Genomic DNA, 17384 nt, shown 5'->3' with positions numbered 1-17384 from the left:
CTTCTAAAAAACGTTATTGTAAAAAAGCAGTCATCTAGCAATATTTATATTATGAGCTTTAGCCGGTTGGTAGTTGAAAGATCATTCATAAGGCGAAAGCACAGTCGTCGATTTTTTTGGTTCATACATGCAATCTGAAAAAGAAAAGTAGTGTTAAGAACGTTGTGCGATCACTGCTTTTGGTTTGATGCTGAAAAGCTTTCTAAGTATAAATATTGTTCGTAAGCGTTTGATTTTATTATTGTGGGTTGGCGCCAAGTCTGGAAGTTTTTTTAAAAGAAAGCGATTAGGGCGTCGTTTTTAGAGGGCTGAGCGAGGTTGTTAAATGAACGCAATAATTTGCGTACGTTATTCAGCTCGGTAATTTAAGTATGCTGTTAGCCGTGCTTTAGGGTAGCTTCTAATCAAACACAACGGCCCGTCAGGCAACTGTGGTATATTCTTGCGACTATACAAAGTGTGCGATAAAAGCGGCTTGCAGAGAGTAAATAAGTACTATGAACGGGCTTGTGCGCAGGTCAAGTTTAACGGTCTATTGCCGAACGCAGGCACTTTTCAGGCACCGCTTGAATGCTTATGTTGCTTATTACTTGGCAGGTCTGTGGATCGCTTTATTTATACTCATTTAACGCCTGGGTGTTGTTTGCTAGGCTTTGTACGAAAAACTGCTTATGCTCGACCATGCGGCGTTAAGGATCAGCTCGTGTGCGAGTTCGGTCCGTTCTTTCGGTGATTTTTGCCTTGTCTGGCCTTCGTTCAGCAGCTTTTCGTACAAACCCTGACTGAAGTTGATGAACCCTGATGTTGGCGGGCCAGCATAAAATGCCCAGCTAGCAAATACTCTCAAGTGTAGAGACAAACCCACTAATCCCTTACAATGCCTGAGCATTTAGATAGCACAGATGATCAAATTTTATCCGCACAGCGTTGGGCAAGGGAATGCGCCCGTTACAATCCCTGGGCGGTAGCGTGCCTTTTTTGGAAACTATTATGCCAAATACCTCATTTTTAATAGCGCGACCGGCTCGCATGCTGCTGGCCGCGTTAAGTATGGTCGTCATCAGTGGGTGCGCCACAAGCTATCCTTCCGGTAGCGCTTCTGAGCAACCGCGCTATGTCCTTAATGATGACTCCGCAAAACCCATTCTTGATGAAAGTGTGAACGGCTTTCTGGACCAAACGCCGGCTGGTGGCGTTATCAGCGTGGCTAACAGCCCGTGGGGCGACAATGTTGAAATTGTGGCCGACGAACCCTACCTGGCAGCCAGTGGGCGTGAATGCCGTCGCCTACAAGTGATTGGCATGAGTGGCGAAGCTCGCCGCGCACTGGTGTGCAAAGCATCGTCAGAAGAGTGGGTAAACCAGCGAGTCATAACGCAAACGGCAGAAGGGCGCCTTTAATGAATCTCTTTGAAGCATGCACGCGCGCTTGCCTATCGAAAGCGCTGACTACCGTCTCTCTCGCCTGTTTGGTCATGTTCAGTGCGCCTGCCTCCGCCCAGATTCTCAGCCTGCCGGACGACACTCTTTCAGGCCAACGCAGCAGCAATCAGGCGTCATCGTCTCAAGGTCAGCAGCAAGGCCAGGTCGACGACATGCCCCGCGCCGACTGGCGCAGTGGCACCTATGGCCCCATTGCTACACCGCCCCGCGACCCGGATGCACTGCCCCCCTTTGGATATAACCTCTTCACCGGTGGTTTTCGCGGCGCCATGGGCGATGGCCTGAACGCTGATTACCGCATTAAGCCAGGCGACCAGGTCACCGTGCGCGCCTGGGGTGCGTTCGAGTTAGACCGCGTGCTGCCGGTTGACGCCCAGGGCAACATCTTCATCCCCGGTTCCGGCCCCTTAAATGTAGAAGGTCAGAGTAGCCAGCAGGTCGATAACAGCGTTCGCCAAGCGATTACCTCGGTATACCCTGACAACGTTGAGGTTTACACCAACCTGCAAGGCGTCCAACCCGTTGCTGTTTATGTAACAGGTTATGTGCAAAACCCCGGACGCTATGCCGGTACGCCCGATGACTCGCTGCTCTACTTTCTTGACCAGGCAGGCGGGATCGAACAAGACCTGGGCAGCTATCGCCAAGTGCGCGTAATGCGCAACGATCGCCTGGTTGCCACGGTGGACCTCTACGACTTTTTGCTTAACGGGACCATTGCACGCCCGCAATTCCAGGACGGTGACACCATCGTAGTGGAAGAGCGCGGCCCGGCGATTGCGGTTACTGGAGACGTGCACCGCGAGATGCGCTACGAGCTAACCAGTAACACGCTTAGCGGCGCCGAGCTTTTAAACCTGGCGCGATTGCGAAGCGGTGTCTCCAACGTACTGCTGCGTGGGCATCGTACCGATGGTCCTATCGCCCACTATTTCCCCGTCGCCCTGTTTGCTGGCCAAACCGTTCGCAGTGGCGATGAAGTCACCTTCACCGCCGACCAGCGCAGTGAAACCATCGTGGTTGAAATAGAAGGCAGCTACTTCGGGCCTTCACTCTACGCCTTGCCGCGCAATGCTCGCCTAAGTGAACTGCTTGATGCCATTGCCGTGCCACAAGGGCTGACCGCCGTTGAAAGCGTTTCCCTGCGCCGTGAAAGCGTCAAGGAGCAGCAGGAGCAAGCGCTGGAAGACAGCCTACGCCGCCTGGAAACCACCTACCTGGGCGCCACCTCACGCACCGACGAAGAAGCCCAAATTCGCCTGCGTGAAGCCGAGCTGATTGAACGCTTTATTGAACGCGCAGGTGAACTTGAGCCCAGTGGTCGCCTGGTAGTCGCGCAAGGCGGCAAGATTTCAGATATCCGCCTGCAAGACGGCGATGTCATTACCATTCCTGAAATCAGCGATTCGGTTCTGATCAGCGGTGAAATCGTGGTGCCCCAAGCCGTGGTGTACCGCCCCGGCCTAAGCGTGATCGACTACGTCAACGGCGCCGGTGGCTTTACCGAGCGTGCCGATGAGAGCCAGATTCTACTGGTGCGCCAAAACGGTGCTGTGGAACACGCGCGTAATTCACCGCTGCGCCCGGGTGATGAAATCCTCGTAATGCCCAAGGCGCCGGTACACAACTTGCAGCTGGCTTCTACGCTTACGCAGATCCTCTTCCAGATCGCCGTGACCACGCGCGTCGCGCTGGACCTGTAGCTAGGTGAATAGTGAGTGGTGAAGAGTAAGTAGAAAGATTCTCGGGTGCCCTTGTAGCGCGCGGTAACGAGCGCAGCGAGGCACCCGCGAAGGCACCGCCACAGAACACCACTACCTATCCCGTAAAAAGCCAAAATATGACAAACAACACGAACGTTAAGGCGGCAACCCGTCATGGCTGATACACAAGCAACGCGCCGGGGCGCCCGCACGCCTTGGCAAGTGACCCGCAGCGTGTGGTACGCCATGTTCATGCGCGAAGCGATTTCACGCACCATGTCCGACCGTATGGGCTGGTTCTGGATGATCTTTGAACCGTTTGCCTTGGTCGCTATTATGGTCGCCATCCGTAGCTTTATTAGTGGTGACCAGTTGCTCTCGAACGCGCCGTTTGTTCCCTGGATGATTACGGGAATGATGGGGTTCTTTTTAGTGCGAGAAGGCATGATTCGAGGCATGGGGGCCATTAATGCAAACAAGGCACTTTTTGCCTATCGCCAAGTGCAGCCCGTAGACCCGGTACTGACGCGCAACTTTCTTGAAGGGATGCTGCGCACTTTTATCTTCCTGATTTTTATTGTAGGCGGGCTAATGCTCGACCAGGAAATGTACCCGGATAATGCTATTCGCGCGATGGCCGCCTGGTTCTCGCTCTGGTGTTTAGGCTTGGGCTTGGGGCTAGTCACCTCTGTTTCCGCAACCCTGGTGCCTGAGGTAGGGCGCGTCATTACCATGATGTCTTTGCCGCTGCTGATTATTTCCGGCGTCATTCTACCGCTGAATAGCTTGCCGCATTGGCTGCTTGAATACCTGATGCTAAATCCTATACCTCACGGGTTAGAGACACTGCGATTGGGCTTTTTTGAGCACTACCATGTGGTGCCTGGCACCAGCATGCTCTATTTCTGGCTATTTACGTTTTCGCTTATTGCGCTAGGGCTTCTTATGCACCTGCGCTTTATTGACCGTTTAAAGGCAAGCTAATTCATGCAATCGTCTCTTCGTCGCTTTGGCACGCAATACCCCCAGTGGGCTATCGCCCTCATCGCAATAGTTTTGGTCTCCTTCTACTGGTTTATTTGGGCACAAGCCCGCTATGTATCCAATGCAACCGTGGTGCTTGAAAGCCCCCAAGTAGCAGCGCCTGAGATAAGCTTTGCCTCGTTAATGGGCGGTGGAGGTGGTGGTAATACGCACGACCTACTGCTATTGCGCGAATACCTGCTTTCAACCGATATGTTGCGTCAGATGGACACAGCGCTAGGCTTTCGTGAACACTACAGCGAACACGGGGATGTTTTTGCCCGGTTACGCGACCCCGATGCGCCCATTGAAGAGCTACACAAGTATTACCTGCGCCGTGTCAATGTTGAACTTGATGAATACGCAGGTGTGCTCAATATCAGCTCACAAGCATTTACCCCCGAATTTGCGCACGATATGACCGAACTGCTTCTAAAAGCGGGTGAAGACCATATGAACGCCATGGGGCACCGCTTGGCAGACGAGCAGGTATTGTTTCTGGAGCAGCAACTGGTTCGCTTGGAAGAGCGTTTTCGAGCAACCCGCGCGGAGCTACTGGACTTTCAAAACGAGTATGGCCTCGTTTCACCCACAGCCACCGTTGAAGGCCTGAACCAGGTCGTCGCCACGCTGGAAGGCGACCTTGCCCGCCTACAAGCCCAGCGCGATGCCCTGGCCAGCTTCCAAAGCTCGCAATCTGCTGAACTACGCCAGGTAGAGCGCAATATTACGGCACTAAGAGACCAGATCAGCGAACAGAGCGAACGCTTGGCCCAAGCCGCAGGCGGCGCACTCAACCGCGTTTCCGCCGAGTACGAAACACTCGAACTCCAGGCCCAGTTTGCCCAGGAAACCTACTCAAGCGCGCTAGCCGCCCTGGAAAACACCCGCTTGGAAGCCGCCCGCCAGCTCAAACAGGTAAGCGTACTGCAAAGCCCGCTATACCCCGAGTACCCAACCGAACCCAGGCGGCTATACAACAGCACCGTATTCGCCATCATCACCATTTTCCTCGCCTTCATCCTCAGCATGATCCTCATGATCGTAAAAGATCACCGAGACTGATGACGGTGAATGGTGAATGGTGAATGGTGAATGGTGAATGGTGAATGGTGAATGGTGAATGGTGAAGGGTAAAAACCAACCCTGTAGCGCGCGGTAACGCTTTGCGAGGCACGAGCAAAAAGGCACCCGCGAAAGGCGGCGGAACGACGCCCGGATGCGCCACCAATGCCGAACCCCGGCACCGCTTCGCGGTGCTCCCGCGGGTGCGCTTCGCTTACCACGCGCTACACGTTATCTAACGCTTTGATTATTCAAACGTAGCGCGCGGTAACGCTTGCGAGGAACGAGCAAAAGGCACCCGCGAAAGGCGGCGGAACGACGCCCCGAATGCGCCTCCATGCCCAACCCCGGCACCGCTTCGCGGCGCTCTCGCGGGTGCGCTTCGCTTACCACGCGCTACGAAATATCTACCCGGTTGTGTAGCGCGCGGTAACGCTTTGCGAGGAACGAGCAAAAGGCACCCGCGAAAGGCGGCGGAACGACGCCCCGGATGCGCCACCAATGCCCAACCCCGGCACCGCTTCGCTCTCGCGGGTGCGCTGTGCTAACCACGCGCTACAAGTTATCTAACGCTTTGATTATTCAAACGTAGCGCGCGGTAACGCTTTGCGAGGCACGAGCAAAAAGGCACCCGCGAATGGCGGCGGAACGACGCCCCGAATGCGCCCCAATGCCTAACCCCGGCACCGCTTCGCGGCGCTCCCGCGGGTGCGCTTCGCTTACCACACGCTACGAAATACCAACCCTGCTGGTTGTGTAGCGCGCGGTAACGCTTTGCGAGGAACGAGCAAAAAGGCACCCGCGAAAGGCGGCGGAACGACGCCCCGGATGCGCCCCAAGGCCCAACCCCGGCACCGCTTCGCGGCGCTCTCGCGGGTGCGCTTCGCTTACCACGCGCTACAAAATACCAACCCTGCTGGTTGTGTAGCGCGCGGTAACGCTTTGCGAGGCACGAGCAAAAGGCACCCGCGAATGGCGGCGGAACGACGCCCCGGATGCGCCTCAAGGCCCAACCCCGGCACCGCTTCGCGGCGCTCTCGCGACATAAAAATGCACGTCCTTGAGCAGTACTCTTCAATGAACGGCGGAAACGCAATTGGGTCTATACTGCTGGTAAATGCTGGTCGATCAACAAATTTTCGCGCAGTAAAAAAGCATATCCAATTATTGGAGGAGCGCTTTGGTGATGAAATCAAAAATATCTTCGGAATACAAACCTCAGCCCTCACCGCCAACGAAGCAAGTTATCTCGTCGGCTTTAGAACCGCTGACGAGATCCGAAATCGATGCGTTAAGGCAGAAAAAGAAACAACTAAGCGGTTATTATCAAAAAATTATTCAAGCTAGGGTCGCTAGTGGGCGCTAAGCGCGCTAGTAGATGTTAGGCACACCTTCGAGTAGCGCGCGGTAACGTTTGCGAGGCACGAGCAAAAGGCACCCGCGAAAGGCGGTGGAACGACGCCCCGGATGCGCCCCAATGCCCAACCCCGGCACCGCTTCGCGGCGCTCCCGCGGGTGCGCTTCGCTTACCACGCGCTACGAAATATCTAACCTGCTGGTTGTGTAGCGCGCGGTAACGTTTGCGAGGAACGAGCAAAAAGGCACCCGCGAAAGGCGGCGGAACGACGCCCCGGATGCGCCACCAATTCCGAACCCCGGCACCGCTTCGCGGTGCTCCCGCGGGTGCGCTGCGCTTACCACGCGCTACACGTTATCTAACGCTTTGATTGTTCAAACGTAGCGCGCGGTAACGCTTGCGAGGAACGAGCAAAAGGCACCCGCGAAAGGCGGCGGAACGACGCCCCGAATGTGGCACCAATGCTCAACCCCGGCACCGCTTCGCGTTGCTCTCGCGCCGGGCCGCCGCTGCGGGTGCGCTGTGCTTACCACGCGCTACACGTTATCTAACGCTTTGATTATTCAAATGTAGCGCGCGGTAACGCTTTGCGAGGCACGAGCAAAAGGCACCCGCAAAAGGCGGCGGAACGACGCCCCGGATGCGCCACCAATCACTACCTGGCTTCGGTGAAGCCCCTGACAACACCAAAAAAGGCGCTTCATGCTCGATATTATTCATCACGGCGGTGCAACAGGCGTTACTGGCAGCTGTCATCAGCTCATATTGAATAGCGAACACTCACTACTCATCGACTGCGGCCTCTTTCAAGGCGAAGACGCGGAAGAAGACAGCTTCGAACAGCTACAAATCGAATTTGATATCAGCACCGTACAGGCGCTTGTCATTACCCATGTCCATATTGACCACGTAGGGCGGCTACCGTACCTGCTGGCAGCCGGATTCAAAGGCCCCATCATCTGTTCAGAGCCTTCTGCCAAGCTACTGCCCCTGGTCATTGAAGACGCGCTAAAAATTGGCTTTACCCGCAACACACAACTGATCCAGCGCTTTCAGGAACAGCTGGAAAAGCAAATTGTTAGCGTGCCTTACAAAACATGGCACCGCATCGTCGAAGATGAAAGCGGCTCCACCCGTATCAAGCTCAAACGGGCAGGGCACATATTAGGCTCCTGCTACGTTGAAGTAGCGCACCAGGCGGCCAATGGCGATAAAGAGCGTATTGTCTTCTCTGGTGACTTAGGCGCTCCCCACGCGCCGCTGTTGCCCGCACCTACATCGCCCCACGGCTGCGATCAGTTAGTGCTGGAAAGTACCTACGGTAACCGCACCCACCCGGACCGCCGCCAGCGCCGCGCTGTTTTAAGAAAAGCGATAGAGCAAGCGCTCACCAACGGCGGCACGGTCATGGTGCCCGCCTTCAGCATAGGTCGCACGCAAGAACTGCTTTACGAACTGGAAGGCATTATTCATGAAGCCAAAAACAGCCAGTGGAGCACGCTTGAAATCATTGTCGATTCACCGCTGGCCGCCCGCTTCACCAAGGTATACCGCGAGCTAAAACCCTACTGGGATGATGAAGCCCAAAAGCGGCTAAAAGGGGGCCGACACCCGCTCAACTTTGCCAGTCTCTACACCGTAGAAAGCCACACCGAACACGAGCAAACGGTTGAGTATTTAGCCAAAACCGGCAGACCCGCCGTGGTGATAGCCGCCAGCGGCATGTGCGCAGGTGGGCGCATTATGAACTACCTAAAAGCCATGCTGGGCGATGCCCGCCACCAAGTGCTGTTTGTAGGCTACCAGGGCGCAGGCACCCCAGGCCGCGCGATACAGCAATACGGCCAGGGCGGCTGGGTAGAAATCGACGGCCAGCGTATCGACATTAACGCAGGCGTTACCTCCATCAGCGGCTACTCCGCCCACGCCGACCAAAACGACCTGCTAAACTTCGTAAAGCGCATGCGCCGCTGGCCCCACACCATCCGCTTGGTACACGGCGACCAAAACGCCCGCGCAGTGCTGAAAAGCAAGCTAGAAGCAATGTATGCGCGAAAAGGTAAAGAAGTAAGAGTTACCAGTTCTTAGTAGCGCGTGGTAACGAATCTCGCGAGGAACGAGCGAATGAGGCACCCGCGGAAGGCGTCGGTACGACGCCCTGATCTCGCCATCGTGCTCACCTTCAGCACTACTTCAGATGCTCTTCGAATGTCTTCGCCCCCAGCACAATCATTGCACTCTGTTTTGAATTACCATCGGTTATCAACCCTAAATGATTGAAATCAAAAACGTCTACAAGCGCTACCACAACCACCACGGCAGCGACTGGGTATTAAAAGATATAAACTTGACAATTCCTACCGGGGTCAGCATTGGTCTTATCGGCCGTAACGGTGCTGGTAAATCCACGCTGCTGCGCTTGATTGCTGGTATGGATACGCCAGAGCGAGGAGAGGTCATTCGCAGCAGCCGTGTTTCCTGGCCGGTTGGGCTTTCAGGCGGAATGCAAAATAATATGACAGGCCGCCAAAACGCCAAGTTTGTAGCCCGAGTGCAGGGCAGCAGTCCAAAAGAAGTACAGCGCGTTATTCAGTTTGTCGAAGACTTTGCCGAGATTGGCCCTGCGTTCGATGAACCGATCCGCACCTACTCGTCCGGCATGAAATCCCGCATCTCGTTTGGGTTATCATTTGCGTTCGATTTTGATGTATATATTTCCGATGAAGCCACCGCCGTTGGCGACCGCGCTTTTAAAGACAAAGCCAAAAAGCTCTTTCAATCGAAAGTGGGCCAAGCCTCACTCATTATGGTGTCCCACTCCGAAGGCATCCTGAAAGACCTGTGCCAGGCAGGCCTATACCTTAAAAATGGCAGCGCCTACTGGTACGAAGATATCAACGAAGCGATTGCCGTATACCACGCCGACGCTGATGCCAAGAAAAAAGCGGGCGAAAGCGCATTACCTAACGATGTGATTGGCGCAAGGCACTACCTGGCAGAGTGCCATCAAATTTTAAAAGGCGCGCAAGAAACACTAAAAGAGCTGCAAGAAGAGAGTGCACCTGCCGAACAAATCAAGGCCGCCAGCCAAGACGTTAATACGGCAGGGGCCGTAGCCAAAGAAGCCCGGCTGCATCTAGAAGCACTTATAGAAACGCAGGGGCAAACCAAAAAGCGTTCTTCATAAGTGCTAACTTCACTATCTCTGATCAAAAGTGCCAGGTAAATGAAACCCACGAAGATTAAAACGTTTTTAATCACCGGCGGCGCAGGCTTTATCGGCTCTGCTGTTGTGCGTGAACTGATTCAAAATACGACACACCAGGTCATCAATGTTGATAAGCTCACCTATGCTGGCAATCTGGAATCGATTGGCAGCATAGAAGGCCACGACCGCTACACCTTCGTGCAAGCGGATATCTGCGATGCCAGCGCCATGCAGCAGCTATTTACGCAGCACCAGCCCGATGTTGTCATGCACTTGGCAGCCGAAAGCCACGTGGACCGCTCCATAGATGGCCCCGCCGAGTTCATCCAAACCAACGTAGTAGGCACCGCGGTGCTTTTGGAAGCCGCTCGCAGCTACTGGAATAGCCTGCAAGGTGAACGCCGTGACGCTTTTCGCTTTCACCACATCAGCACCGATGAAGTGTATGGTGATTTAGAAGGCACGGAAGACCTGTTTACCGAACATACGCCTTACGCGCCCAGCTCGCCTTACTCTGCCAGCAAAGCCAGCTCCGACCACCTGGTGCGCGCCTGGCAGCGCACTTACGGCCTGCCCACGTTGATCACCAACTGCTCCAATAACTACGGGCCGTACCACTTCCCGGAAAAGCTGATTCCGTTGATGATCCTCAACGCCCTGGCGGGTAAGTCACTACCGGTATATGGCAATGGCCAGCAGATCCGCGACTGGCTTTATGTAGAAGATCACGCCCGCGCACTTATCAAAGTAGCCACTGAAGGGCAGGTAGGGGAAACCTACAATATTGGCGGGCACAATGAAAAAGCTAACCTCACCGTAGTGGAAACGCTTTGCGACTTGCTGCAAGAGCTGGTGCCGAAGGACGCTTCCTATCGTGAGTTAATCACCTTCGTCACCGACCGGCCAGGCCACGATGTACGCTACGCCATTGACGCCAGCAAGATCGAACGCGAGCTAGGCTGGGTGCCGGAAGAAACCTTTGAAAGCGGCCTGCGCAAAACCGTTGAATGGTACCTCGCCAACGAAACCTGGTGGAAACGCGTACAAGACGGCAGCTACCAAGGCCAGCGCCTAGGCAAGGCATGATAACAGTATGTTTTGTAATACGTTGATAAAGGCATGGTAGCGGTATTTTGTAGCGCGTGGTAAGCGCAGCGCACCCGCGGGAGCACCGCGCAGCGGTGCCGGGGTTGAATGCGGTGGCGCATCCGGGGCGGCTTGACGCCGCCATTCGCGGGTGCCTTGCCGTTCGTTCCTCACGGCGCGTTACCACGCGCTACAATGTGTGCAGCCATCTGTTAGGGAATTCTTGTAGCGCGTGGTAAGCGCAGCGCACCCGCAGCGGCGGCCCGGCGCGGAAACACCGCGCAGCGGTGCCGAAGGCCACCACGGCAACAATCAAGGCACCAAAACCGAAAAGGATTTTCCATGAATATTCTGGTCACCGGCGGCAACGGCCAGGTCGGCTTTGAACTCCAACGCCAATTTGCCATTTTCGGCAACATCCTGGCTCCCACGCGCCAGGAACTCGATTTAACCAATGCCCAAGCCGTTGATACGTTTCTTTCCGAGCACAAGCCCGCATTAATCCTCAACGCCGCCGCCTACACCGCCGTTGACAAAGCTGAAAGCGAACCCGAGCAAGCCAAGCGCCTGAACGCAGGGCTACCGGCGCAGCTGGCCCAATACGCTGCCCAGCACGGTATTACGCTGGTGCACTACTCAAGCGATTACGTGTACCCCGGCAACGGCACCGAGCCCTGGCAAGAAGATAGCCCCACTGGCCCATTAAGCGTTTACGGCCAAACCAAGCTGGAAGGGGACAACGCCATCGCTGAAAGCGGCGCCAACCACCTCATCTTCCGCACCAGCTGGGTGTATGCCGCACGCGGCAACAACTTCATGAAAACCATGCTACGCCTGGGCCGCGAGCGTGAAGCATTAAGTATCGTCAACGACCAAATAGGCGCGCCCACCCCCGCCCGCCTAATCGCCCAAGTCACAGCACTTGCGTTTACACCTCACCCCTCACACCTCATACCCCATATATCCAAAGGCATCTACCATCTAGCCCCAAGGGGAGAAACCAGCTGGCACGGTTTCGCGTGTGAAATTTTCAGCCAAGCCCTCAAGGCAGGCGAGGCGCTAGCCATCACGCCAGAAGCCACCCAAGGCATTCCCACTGCCGATTACCCAACACCTGCCCAGCGCCCGCTTAACTCAAGAATGCGTCTGACTAAGCTTGAAGCCGCGTTGGGTGTCACATTACCGGCTTGGCAAGACCAACTGGCGCTAACGCTTAAAGAACACTTGGCAACCTAAACCGCCATAACCATGCTAAACGTTGGCTACGGAAGAAGCGCAAAGCACTACCAAAAGCGTGAATGTATGCTTTTATCTTATCAGTGCTTTCGCTTGATGGCCGTGGCTAATCAATGAACACCGAAGGAGCCCCACCCACATGTCGCTGGTAATATATCTAGGCCTGAACGCGTTTACGCATCAGCCCCACCTACTGCTGCCACCGGGCCAAGTGCCTCTGCCGTTACAAGCGCTTCAAGAAACGGCGCAGCAAGGCACTGTATTACTGGATGAAATGACAGAATCTGCCAGCCAGCAGCTCAACCAATGGCTAGCCAAGAATGCCGAACAGTGCATTGAGCTATGTTGGCCGCAGCCGGTGCCTTATATTGCCGCACGCACCGCCCAGGGCGCACAGCCGCACGATGTTCAGCAGAGCTGGAAAGCCCAAGCACAGCGAATAGTAGCGCTGTTTCGTAAACACCGTAGGCAAATAACGCTGTACGGCTATACGCCGGGGCAGGCACCAAGCCACGCCAGCAGCGCACTTGCCAAACTGCCAGCACTGGATGTTTTACCGCTGCATCGCTTAGCCGCTGGGTATCTACTCAAGGAAGATACCGAGCTACAGCAAGCACATGGCTACCTTAAAGCCAGTAGCCAAGCCACCAGCGAATGGCAGCAAGACCCCGTAACCGATATTGCCGAGGCGCTGGCACAGCAACAAAAGCTGCAAGATGCCGAGCTGGAAAACCAGCAGTATGCCCAGCAGTTAGACCAGGCCCAGCAAACCCTGGAGCAACAGCTACACGAGCTGGAAGAAAGCAGTAAAGCAGCGGAACAAGCCAAGTACACAGAGCAAGCACTAAGCCAGTCGAAAGAAGAACATAGCCAAATTACGGCTGAGTTGCATAAATCTCAAGAAGCGTTGGAGAAAGCGCTGAAAGAGAAAGAGCAACAAACCAAGCAAATTAAGGAAGTAGAAGAAGAAAACGAACTGGTGATCAAAGAGCTGCACCGAGTACAGGAAGCCCTAGAACAAGCACTTATTGACCAGGACCAGCGCCAAACCCAGTTAAAAGGCGTGCAGAAAGAATTAAAGCAGCGTCAAGCTCAACTGCATAGCGTTCAAGAAGAACTGGAAAAACTGCATACTGACCAGCAGCGCCTGGAAAAACGCTCGGAATCACGCCAGCGCAATCTAAACGTACTGCGTAGCGAAAGCGAGCAGCGCATACACCACCTGCAAACCCTGGTGCAGTGGCTGCGCGTTAGTGCTTACCGGCATGCCTCGGCGGCTTACCGTTACAGCCGGGCCTATAAAAAGGCACTACCAAGGCAAATAAGCCAGATTGAAGAAAGCGGCTTTTTTGACGCCCAATGGTACTGCGAACAGTATCCCGACGTTGCCAAAGCCGGCATTAAACCCGCAGAGCACTTCGTTAAATTTGGAGCATTGGAAGGCCGTAACCCCAGCGCGAGTTTTGATACAGAATATTACTTGAACTGCTATCAGGATGTAGCAGCCTCCGGCCAGCACCCGCTATTGCACTACATTCGTAACGGCAAGGCTGAACAGCGTGAAACCCAGGCACCCCAGCGCCAACTGCCTGCGCCAGTACCGCAACAGGTAAATGCTAAGGAGCGCCTGGCATGAGTGAACAAGCACCCATAACGCTGCACATTGGCCCGCTACGTGAAGAAAGCCAGCGCCTTTTACAGCAGCACACCACACCCGCGCTAGTGGTTTACCCGCCCCATAGCAAAGTACCCACCGGCATGCCCGCCAATGTGCGCTCTACAACCGCTTGGGTTACCCCTAATGGCAGCGAGCGTTCGTGCTACCGCTACAGCCTGGCAGACTTCAACAGCCTGGCAGAAGCCACTGGCCTAACGCAGCTTTACCCAGGCGTTAGCCTTCAAGAGTGCCAACCGGTGGAAACCCAGGCACTTGCTGACATAATCGATGAGCAAGGGGCGAAAAACACCCCCATCACTGCGCTGGTTATTGAGCAGGCCGACCAGGCCAAGGCACTGCTGGAAACCTTGCAAGAGCAGGGGGCATTAGCCACCGTGAACCACCTGTGGGTACGCACCAGCCCAGTACGCCTTTATACCGAAATGCCCGTGCAACAAACCCTGATAGAGTGGTGCGAAGAACAGGGGTTCGAGCCAGTAGAAGAAGAGGCTGAAGACCCCGAATTTTGCCTGCAAGCTTTCAAGCGCAACCGCTTGCATAGCGCACTGAACGAAGCCCAACAGCAAAATAGCGCATTCAAGAAGAAAATTGAGGCATTAACCGCTGAGCGTGATGAATTAAGCAATACCTTAGCGGCCACCCAAAAAGAAGCTAGCGGAGCCCAAGAAGAGCGCGAAGCGCTACGCAAGCAAGTGCAAGAGTTAAAACAGCATAATCAACAGTTATCAAATGAATCGAGCGAAACCCAGAAAAAGCAGCACCAGTTGGAAATAGAGCTGGAGCGTGCCGAAGCCCAGCTTGAACTGATTAAAGAGCTGTTATTGAAAGACAAGCTGTTAAGCAGTCAAGCCGGTAGCTAGCCGCACGTAGGATTGGAAAAGGAGAGTAAGATGGCACGAAAAGGAATTATTCTAGCCGGTGGCTCGGGCACTCGTTTGCATCCCATTACCCGTGGGGTGTCCAAGCAGTTGTTACCCATTTACGACAAGCCCATGATTTACTATCCCGTTTCAGTACTTATGCTGGCGGGTATTCGTGAAATTCTGATTATCTCCACCCCTGAAGATCTGCCCCAATACCAGAACCTGTTGGGTAGTGGTGAAGGCTTTGGCGTTCGGTTTGAATACGCGGTGCAACCAAGCCCAGATGGCCTTGCCCAGGCATTCATTATCGGTGAGGAGTTTATTGGCCAGGATCCAGTCTGTTTAGTGCTGGGCGATAACATCTTCCACGGCCAGCACTTCTCCGACCAGTTGAAACGCGCTGGCCAGCAGCCAAGCGGCGCTACCGTGTTTGGCTATCTGGTAAAAGACCCAGAGCGCTTTGGCGTGGTGGAGTTCGACGAAAACGGTAGGGCGCTTTCCATTGAAGAGAAGCCCAAGAAGCCCAAGTCTAGCCATGCCGTCACCGGGCTCTACTTCTACGATAACGATGTAGTGGAAATTGCCAAAAACGTGCGACCTTCTGAGCGCGGCGAGCTGGAAATTACCAGCATCAATAACGCGTATTTGGAGCGTGGGGACCTGCGTGTAGAGCGCCTGGGCCGCGGCTTTGCCTGGCTGGATACCGGCACCCACGACAGCCTGCTGGAAGCCAGCCAGTACGTACAAACCATCGAGCACCGCCAAGGCCTCAAAATCGCCTGCCTGGAAGAGATTGCTTGGCAGCAGGGGTGGATCAGTAACGAGAAGCTGACCAAACTCGCCAAGCCCCTCTCTAAAACACAGTACGGCCAGTACCTTCAGCGCCTTTTAAAGATAAAAGGTAAGAAGTGAGCAGTAAATAGTGAGTAGTATATGGTGAATGGGAGTAGCAGTATCGCTCATCACTCATCACTCATCACTCATCACTCATCACTCATCACTCATCACTCACCATTCACCATTCACCATTCACCATTCACCATTCACGGCTCTTCAATGAAATACGAAAAACTCGCAATACCCGATGTGGTACTAATAACCCCCCAAGTGTTTGGCGATGAGCGGGGTTTTTTTATGGAAACCTTCCATCAAAGTGATTTTGAACAGCACTGTGGTAACTACCAGTTCGTGCAGGACAACCACAGTAAATCGAAACAAGGCATTTTACGTGGCCTGCACTACCAGCATGCTAAACCACAAGGCAAGCTAGTACGGGTGACCCAAGGTGAAGTTTTTGATGTTGCAGTTGATTTACGTGAGCAAAGCCCTACTTTTGGCCAGTGGATAGGTGAATATCTTAATTCTTGCAATAAAAAAATGCTGTGGGTTCCACCCGGTTTTGCTCATGGGTTTTATGTTATGAGTGAAGAAGCGGAGTTTCAGTATAAGTGCACTGACTATTATCACCCTGGCAGTGAGTTCTCACTGCTTTGGAGTGATGAGGCACTGAATATAGAATGGCCGCTGGTAAATGGTAAGTTACCACAACTATCTGTCAAGGATGATAAGGAGTGTGCGTTTTCGTGGCAGCATTGCCCTAAATTCTAGATTTGATAATAAGAGGAAATGAATGAGCCACCTAGATACCAATCCAAATCATTACGTTAAATCCGATATTGATTCATATGTTGAAATTATAAATAAATGGCTGTTAGGGGATTGGGCTTCTTTATGTGAGATTAGTCCAGATTCATTATTGAATGAAACAGATAGTGATGAATTAAAGGCAATTCTAGCTGTTGCCCATTTACAGTTAGGTGAATATACGCAGGCAAGAGAAATATTAAGCCAAATTGATAGGCATGAATTAATTTATAGTTATTTAATATCTGGCGTCCATAATAGTTTAGGCAAGGCTCGGGCCTTGCAAAACATGCGTAAACAAGCAGCCGAGCATTTTTTTAACTCAATAAGTATGAATGGCGAAAAAGAAATATATCCCGCAGTTGAAAAAGCTAGATCATGTGAACAATATTCTCAGATAGATAAAATACAGTTATGGCAAAGAGGTGCGCCTTGTAACAAAAAAAGAAAATTTAAAAAGCTATTCATAGATTGTGGTGGCTATGATGGCTGTTCGGTCATTAAGTTTTTACTTTTAAACCCAGATTACGACGTCATTACTTTTGAAGCTAATCCAGAGCTTTGGCATTATCATGAAAAACTTCCAAATATCCTAATTAAAAAAGCTGTGTATGACTACTATGGGTTTATCGAATTTACAGTTGACCCAATTGATGCTGATGGGAGCTCAATAATAAAAGAGAAGAATATAGATTTTAGACGCATAGTAAGTAACGAAGAATGCCCAAAATTACAAGTAGAATGTATGGATTTATCTTTATTTGTTAAAGAGCTCTCAAAAGAATACGAACACATTGAAATGAAATTAGATGTTGAAGGTGCTGAGTATGCGATACTGCAAAAAATGGTAGCCGATGGCACTTTAGTTTTGTTGAAAAAATTATATGCTGAATTCCATTGGAATAAAATTGGGCTTTCAAAAATAGTCCATGAAGAATTAATAGATAAGATCAGTATATTAGATAAAGATGAATGGGACGCCCAGGAATTCGCTGTTCATATGCGTGACTCAGCAGCAATTAAACGGCGTGAAACAATAGAACTTTTTTTTAATAAAGTTTTGCACTAAGGATTTATT

General features: G+C 53.0%; 14 protein-coding genes. All 14 read left to right on the top strand.

Annotation, left to right across the window (positions count from 1 at the left end; all coding sequences use genetic code 11):
* Nucleotides 1-990: 990 nt before the first annotated feature.
* The 14 genes from ACT3R4_RS01665 to ACT3R4_RS01600 all read left to right on the top strand — a co-directional run bounded on the left by ACT3R4_RS01665 (nucleotide 991) and on the right by ACT3R4_RS01600 (nucleotide 17375).
* Nucleotides 991-1401, top strand: coding sequence for an RT0821/Lpp0805 family surface protein (locus tag ACT3R4_RS01665; protein ID WP_441679613.1), 411 nt, complete (start codon nucleotides 991-993; stop codon nucleotides 1399-1401).
* Nucleotides 1401-3146, top strand: coding sequence for a polysaccharide biosynthesis/export family protein (locus tag ACT3R4_RS01660; protein ID WP_441679611.1), 1746 nt, complete (start codon nucleotides 1401-1403; stop codon nucleotides 3144-3146). Before ACT3R4_RS01665 ends, ACT3R4_RS01660 begins: the two co-directional genes overlap by 1 nt.
* Before the next feature lie 174 nt (nucleotides 3147-3320).
* Nucleotides 3321-4130 carry an ABC transporter permease gene (locus ACT3R4_RS01655; protein WP_441679609.1) on the top strand — a complete coding sequence of 270 codons (810 nt, stop codon included), beginning with the start codon at nucleotides 3321-3323 and terminating at the stop codon, nucleotides 4128-4130.
* A 3-nt stretch (nucleotides 4131-4133) separates the two neighbouring features.
* On the top strand, nucleotides 4134-5234 hold the full coding sequence (locus ACT3R4_RS01650) for a KpsE/RkpR family capsule polysaccharide export protein (protein ID WP_441679607.1): 1101 nt from the start codon (nucleotides 4134-4136) through the stop codon (nucleotides 5232-5234).
* A 972-nt stretch (nucleotides 5235-6206) separates the two neighbouring features.
* A complete protein-coding gene (locus ACT3R4_RS01645) occupies nucleotides 6207-6581 on the top strand; it encodes a hypothetical protein (RefSeq protein WP_441679606.1) in 375 nt (124 codons plus the stop codon).
* Nucleotides 6582-7293: 712 nt separating this feature from the next.
* A complete protein-coding gene (locus tag ACT3R4_RS01640) occupies nucleotides 7294-8679 on the top strand; it encodes an MBL fold metallo-hydrolase RNA specificity domain-containing protein (RefSeq protein WP_441679604.1) in 1386 nt (461 codons plus the stop codon).
* Nucleotides 8680-8938: 259 nt separating this feature from the next.
* Nucleotides 8939-9778 (top strand): ABC transporter ATP-binding protein, encoded by an 840-nt coding sequence (locus tag ACT3R4_RS01635; protein ID WP_441679602.1) that lies wholly within the window; start codon nucleotides 8939-8941, stop codon nucleotides 9776-9778.
* Nucleotides 9779-9817: 39 nt separating this feature from the next.
* Nucleotides 9818-10885: a dTDP-glucose 4,6-dehydratase gene (gene rfbB / locus ACT3R4_RS01630; protein ID WP_441679600.1), complete on the top strand. Its 1068-nt coding sequence runs from the start codon at nucleotides 9818-9820 to the stop codon at nucleotides 10883-10885.
* A 342-nt stretch (nucleotides 10886-11227) separates the two neighbouring features.
* Entirely contained in the window at nucleotides 11228-12121 is an 894-nt protein-coding gene (gene rfbD, locus ACT3R4_RS01625; protein WP_441679598.1) for a dTDP-4-dehydrorhamnose reductase, read from the top strand.
* A 139-nt stretch (nucleotides 12122-12260) separates the two neighbouring features.
* Nucleotides 12261-13757, top strand: a complete 1497-nt coding sequence (locus ACT3R4_RS01620; protein WP_441679596.1) for a hypothetical protein — start codon at nucleotides 12261-12263, stop codon at nucleotides 13755-13757.
* Entirely contained in the window at nucleotides 13754-14659 is a 906-nt protein-coding gene (locus ACT3R4_RS01615; protein ID WP_441679595.1) for a hypothetical protein, read from the top strand. The genes ACT3R4_RS01620 and ACT3R4_RS01615 overlap by 4 nt, the downstream gene beginning before the upstream one ends.
* Nucleotides 14660-14689: 30 nt before the next feature.
* Nucleotides 14690-15574 carry a glucose-1-phosphate thymidylyltransferase RfbA gene (rfbA, locus tag ACT3R4_RS01610; RefSeq protein WP_441679593.1) on the top strand — a complete coding sequence of 295 codons (885 nt, stop codon included), beginning with the start codon at nucleotides 14690-14692 and terminating at the stop codon, nucleotides 15572-15574.
* A 144-nt stretch (nucleotides 15575-15718) separates the two neighbouring features.
* Nucleotides 15719-16270: a dTDP-4-dehydrorhamnose 3,5-epimerase gene (rfbC, locus tag ACT3R4_RS01605; protein ID WP_441679615.1), complete on the top strand. Its 552-nt coding sequence runs from the start codon at nucleotides 15719-15721 to the stop codon at nucleotides 16268-16270.
* A gap of 22 nt (nucleotides 16271-16292) precedes the next feature.
* A complete protein-coding gene (locus ACT3R4_RS01600; protein WP_441679591.1) occupies nucleotides 16293-17375 on the top strand; it encodes an FkbM family methyltransferase in 1083 nt (360 codons plus the stop codon).
* The last annotated feature ends 9 nt before the right edge of the window (nucleotides 17376-17384 follow it).

The sequence above is a fragment of the Halomonas sp. AOP7-E1-9 genome, assembly GCF_052376035.1.
GTDB classification, from domain to species: Bacteria; Pseudomonadota; Gammaproteobacteria; order Pseudomonadales; family Halomonadaceae; genus Vreelandella; species Vreelandella citrativorans.
This window is presented reverse-complemented; position numbering and strand designations above follow the sequence as displayed.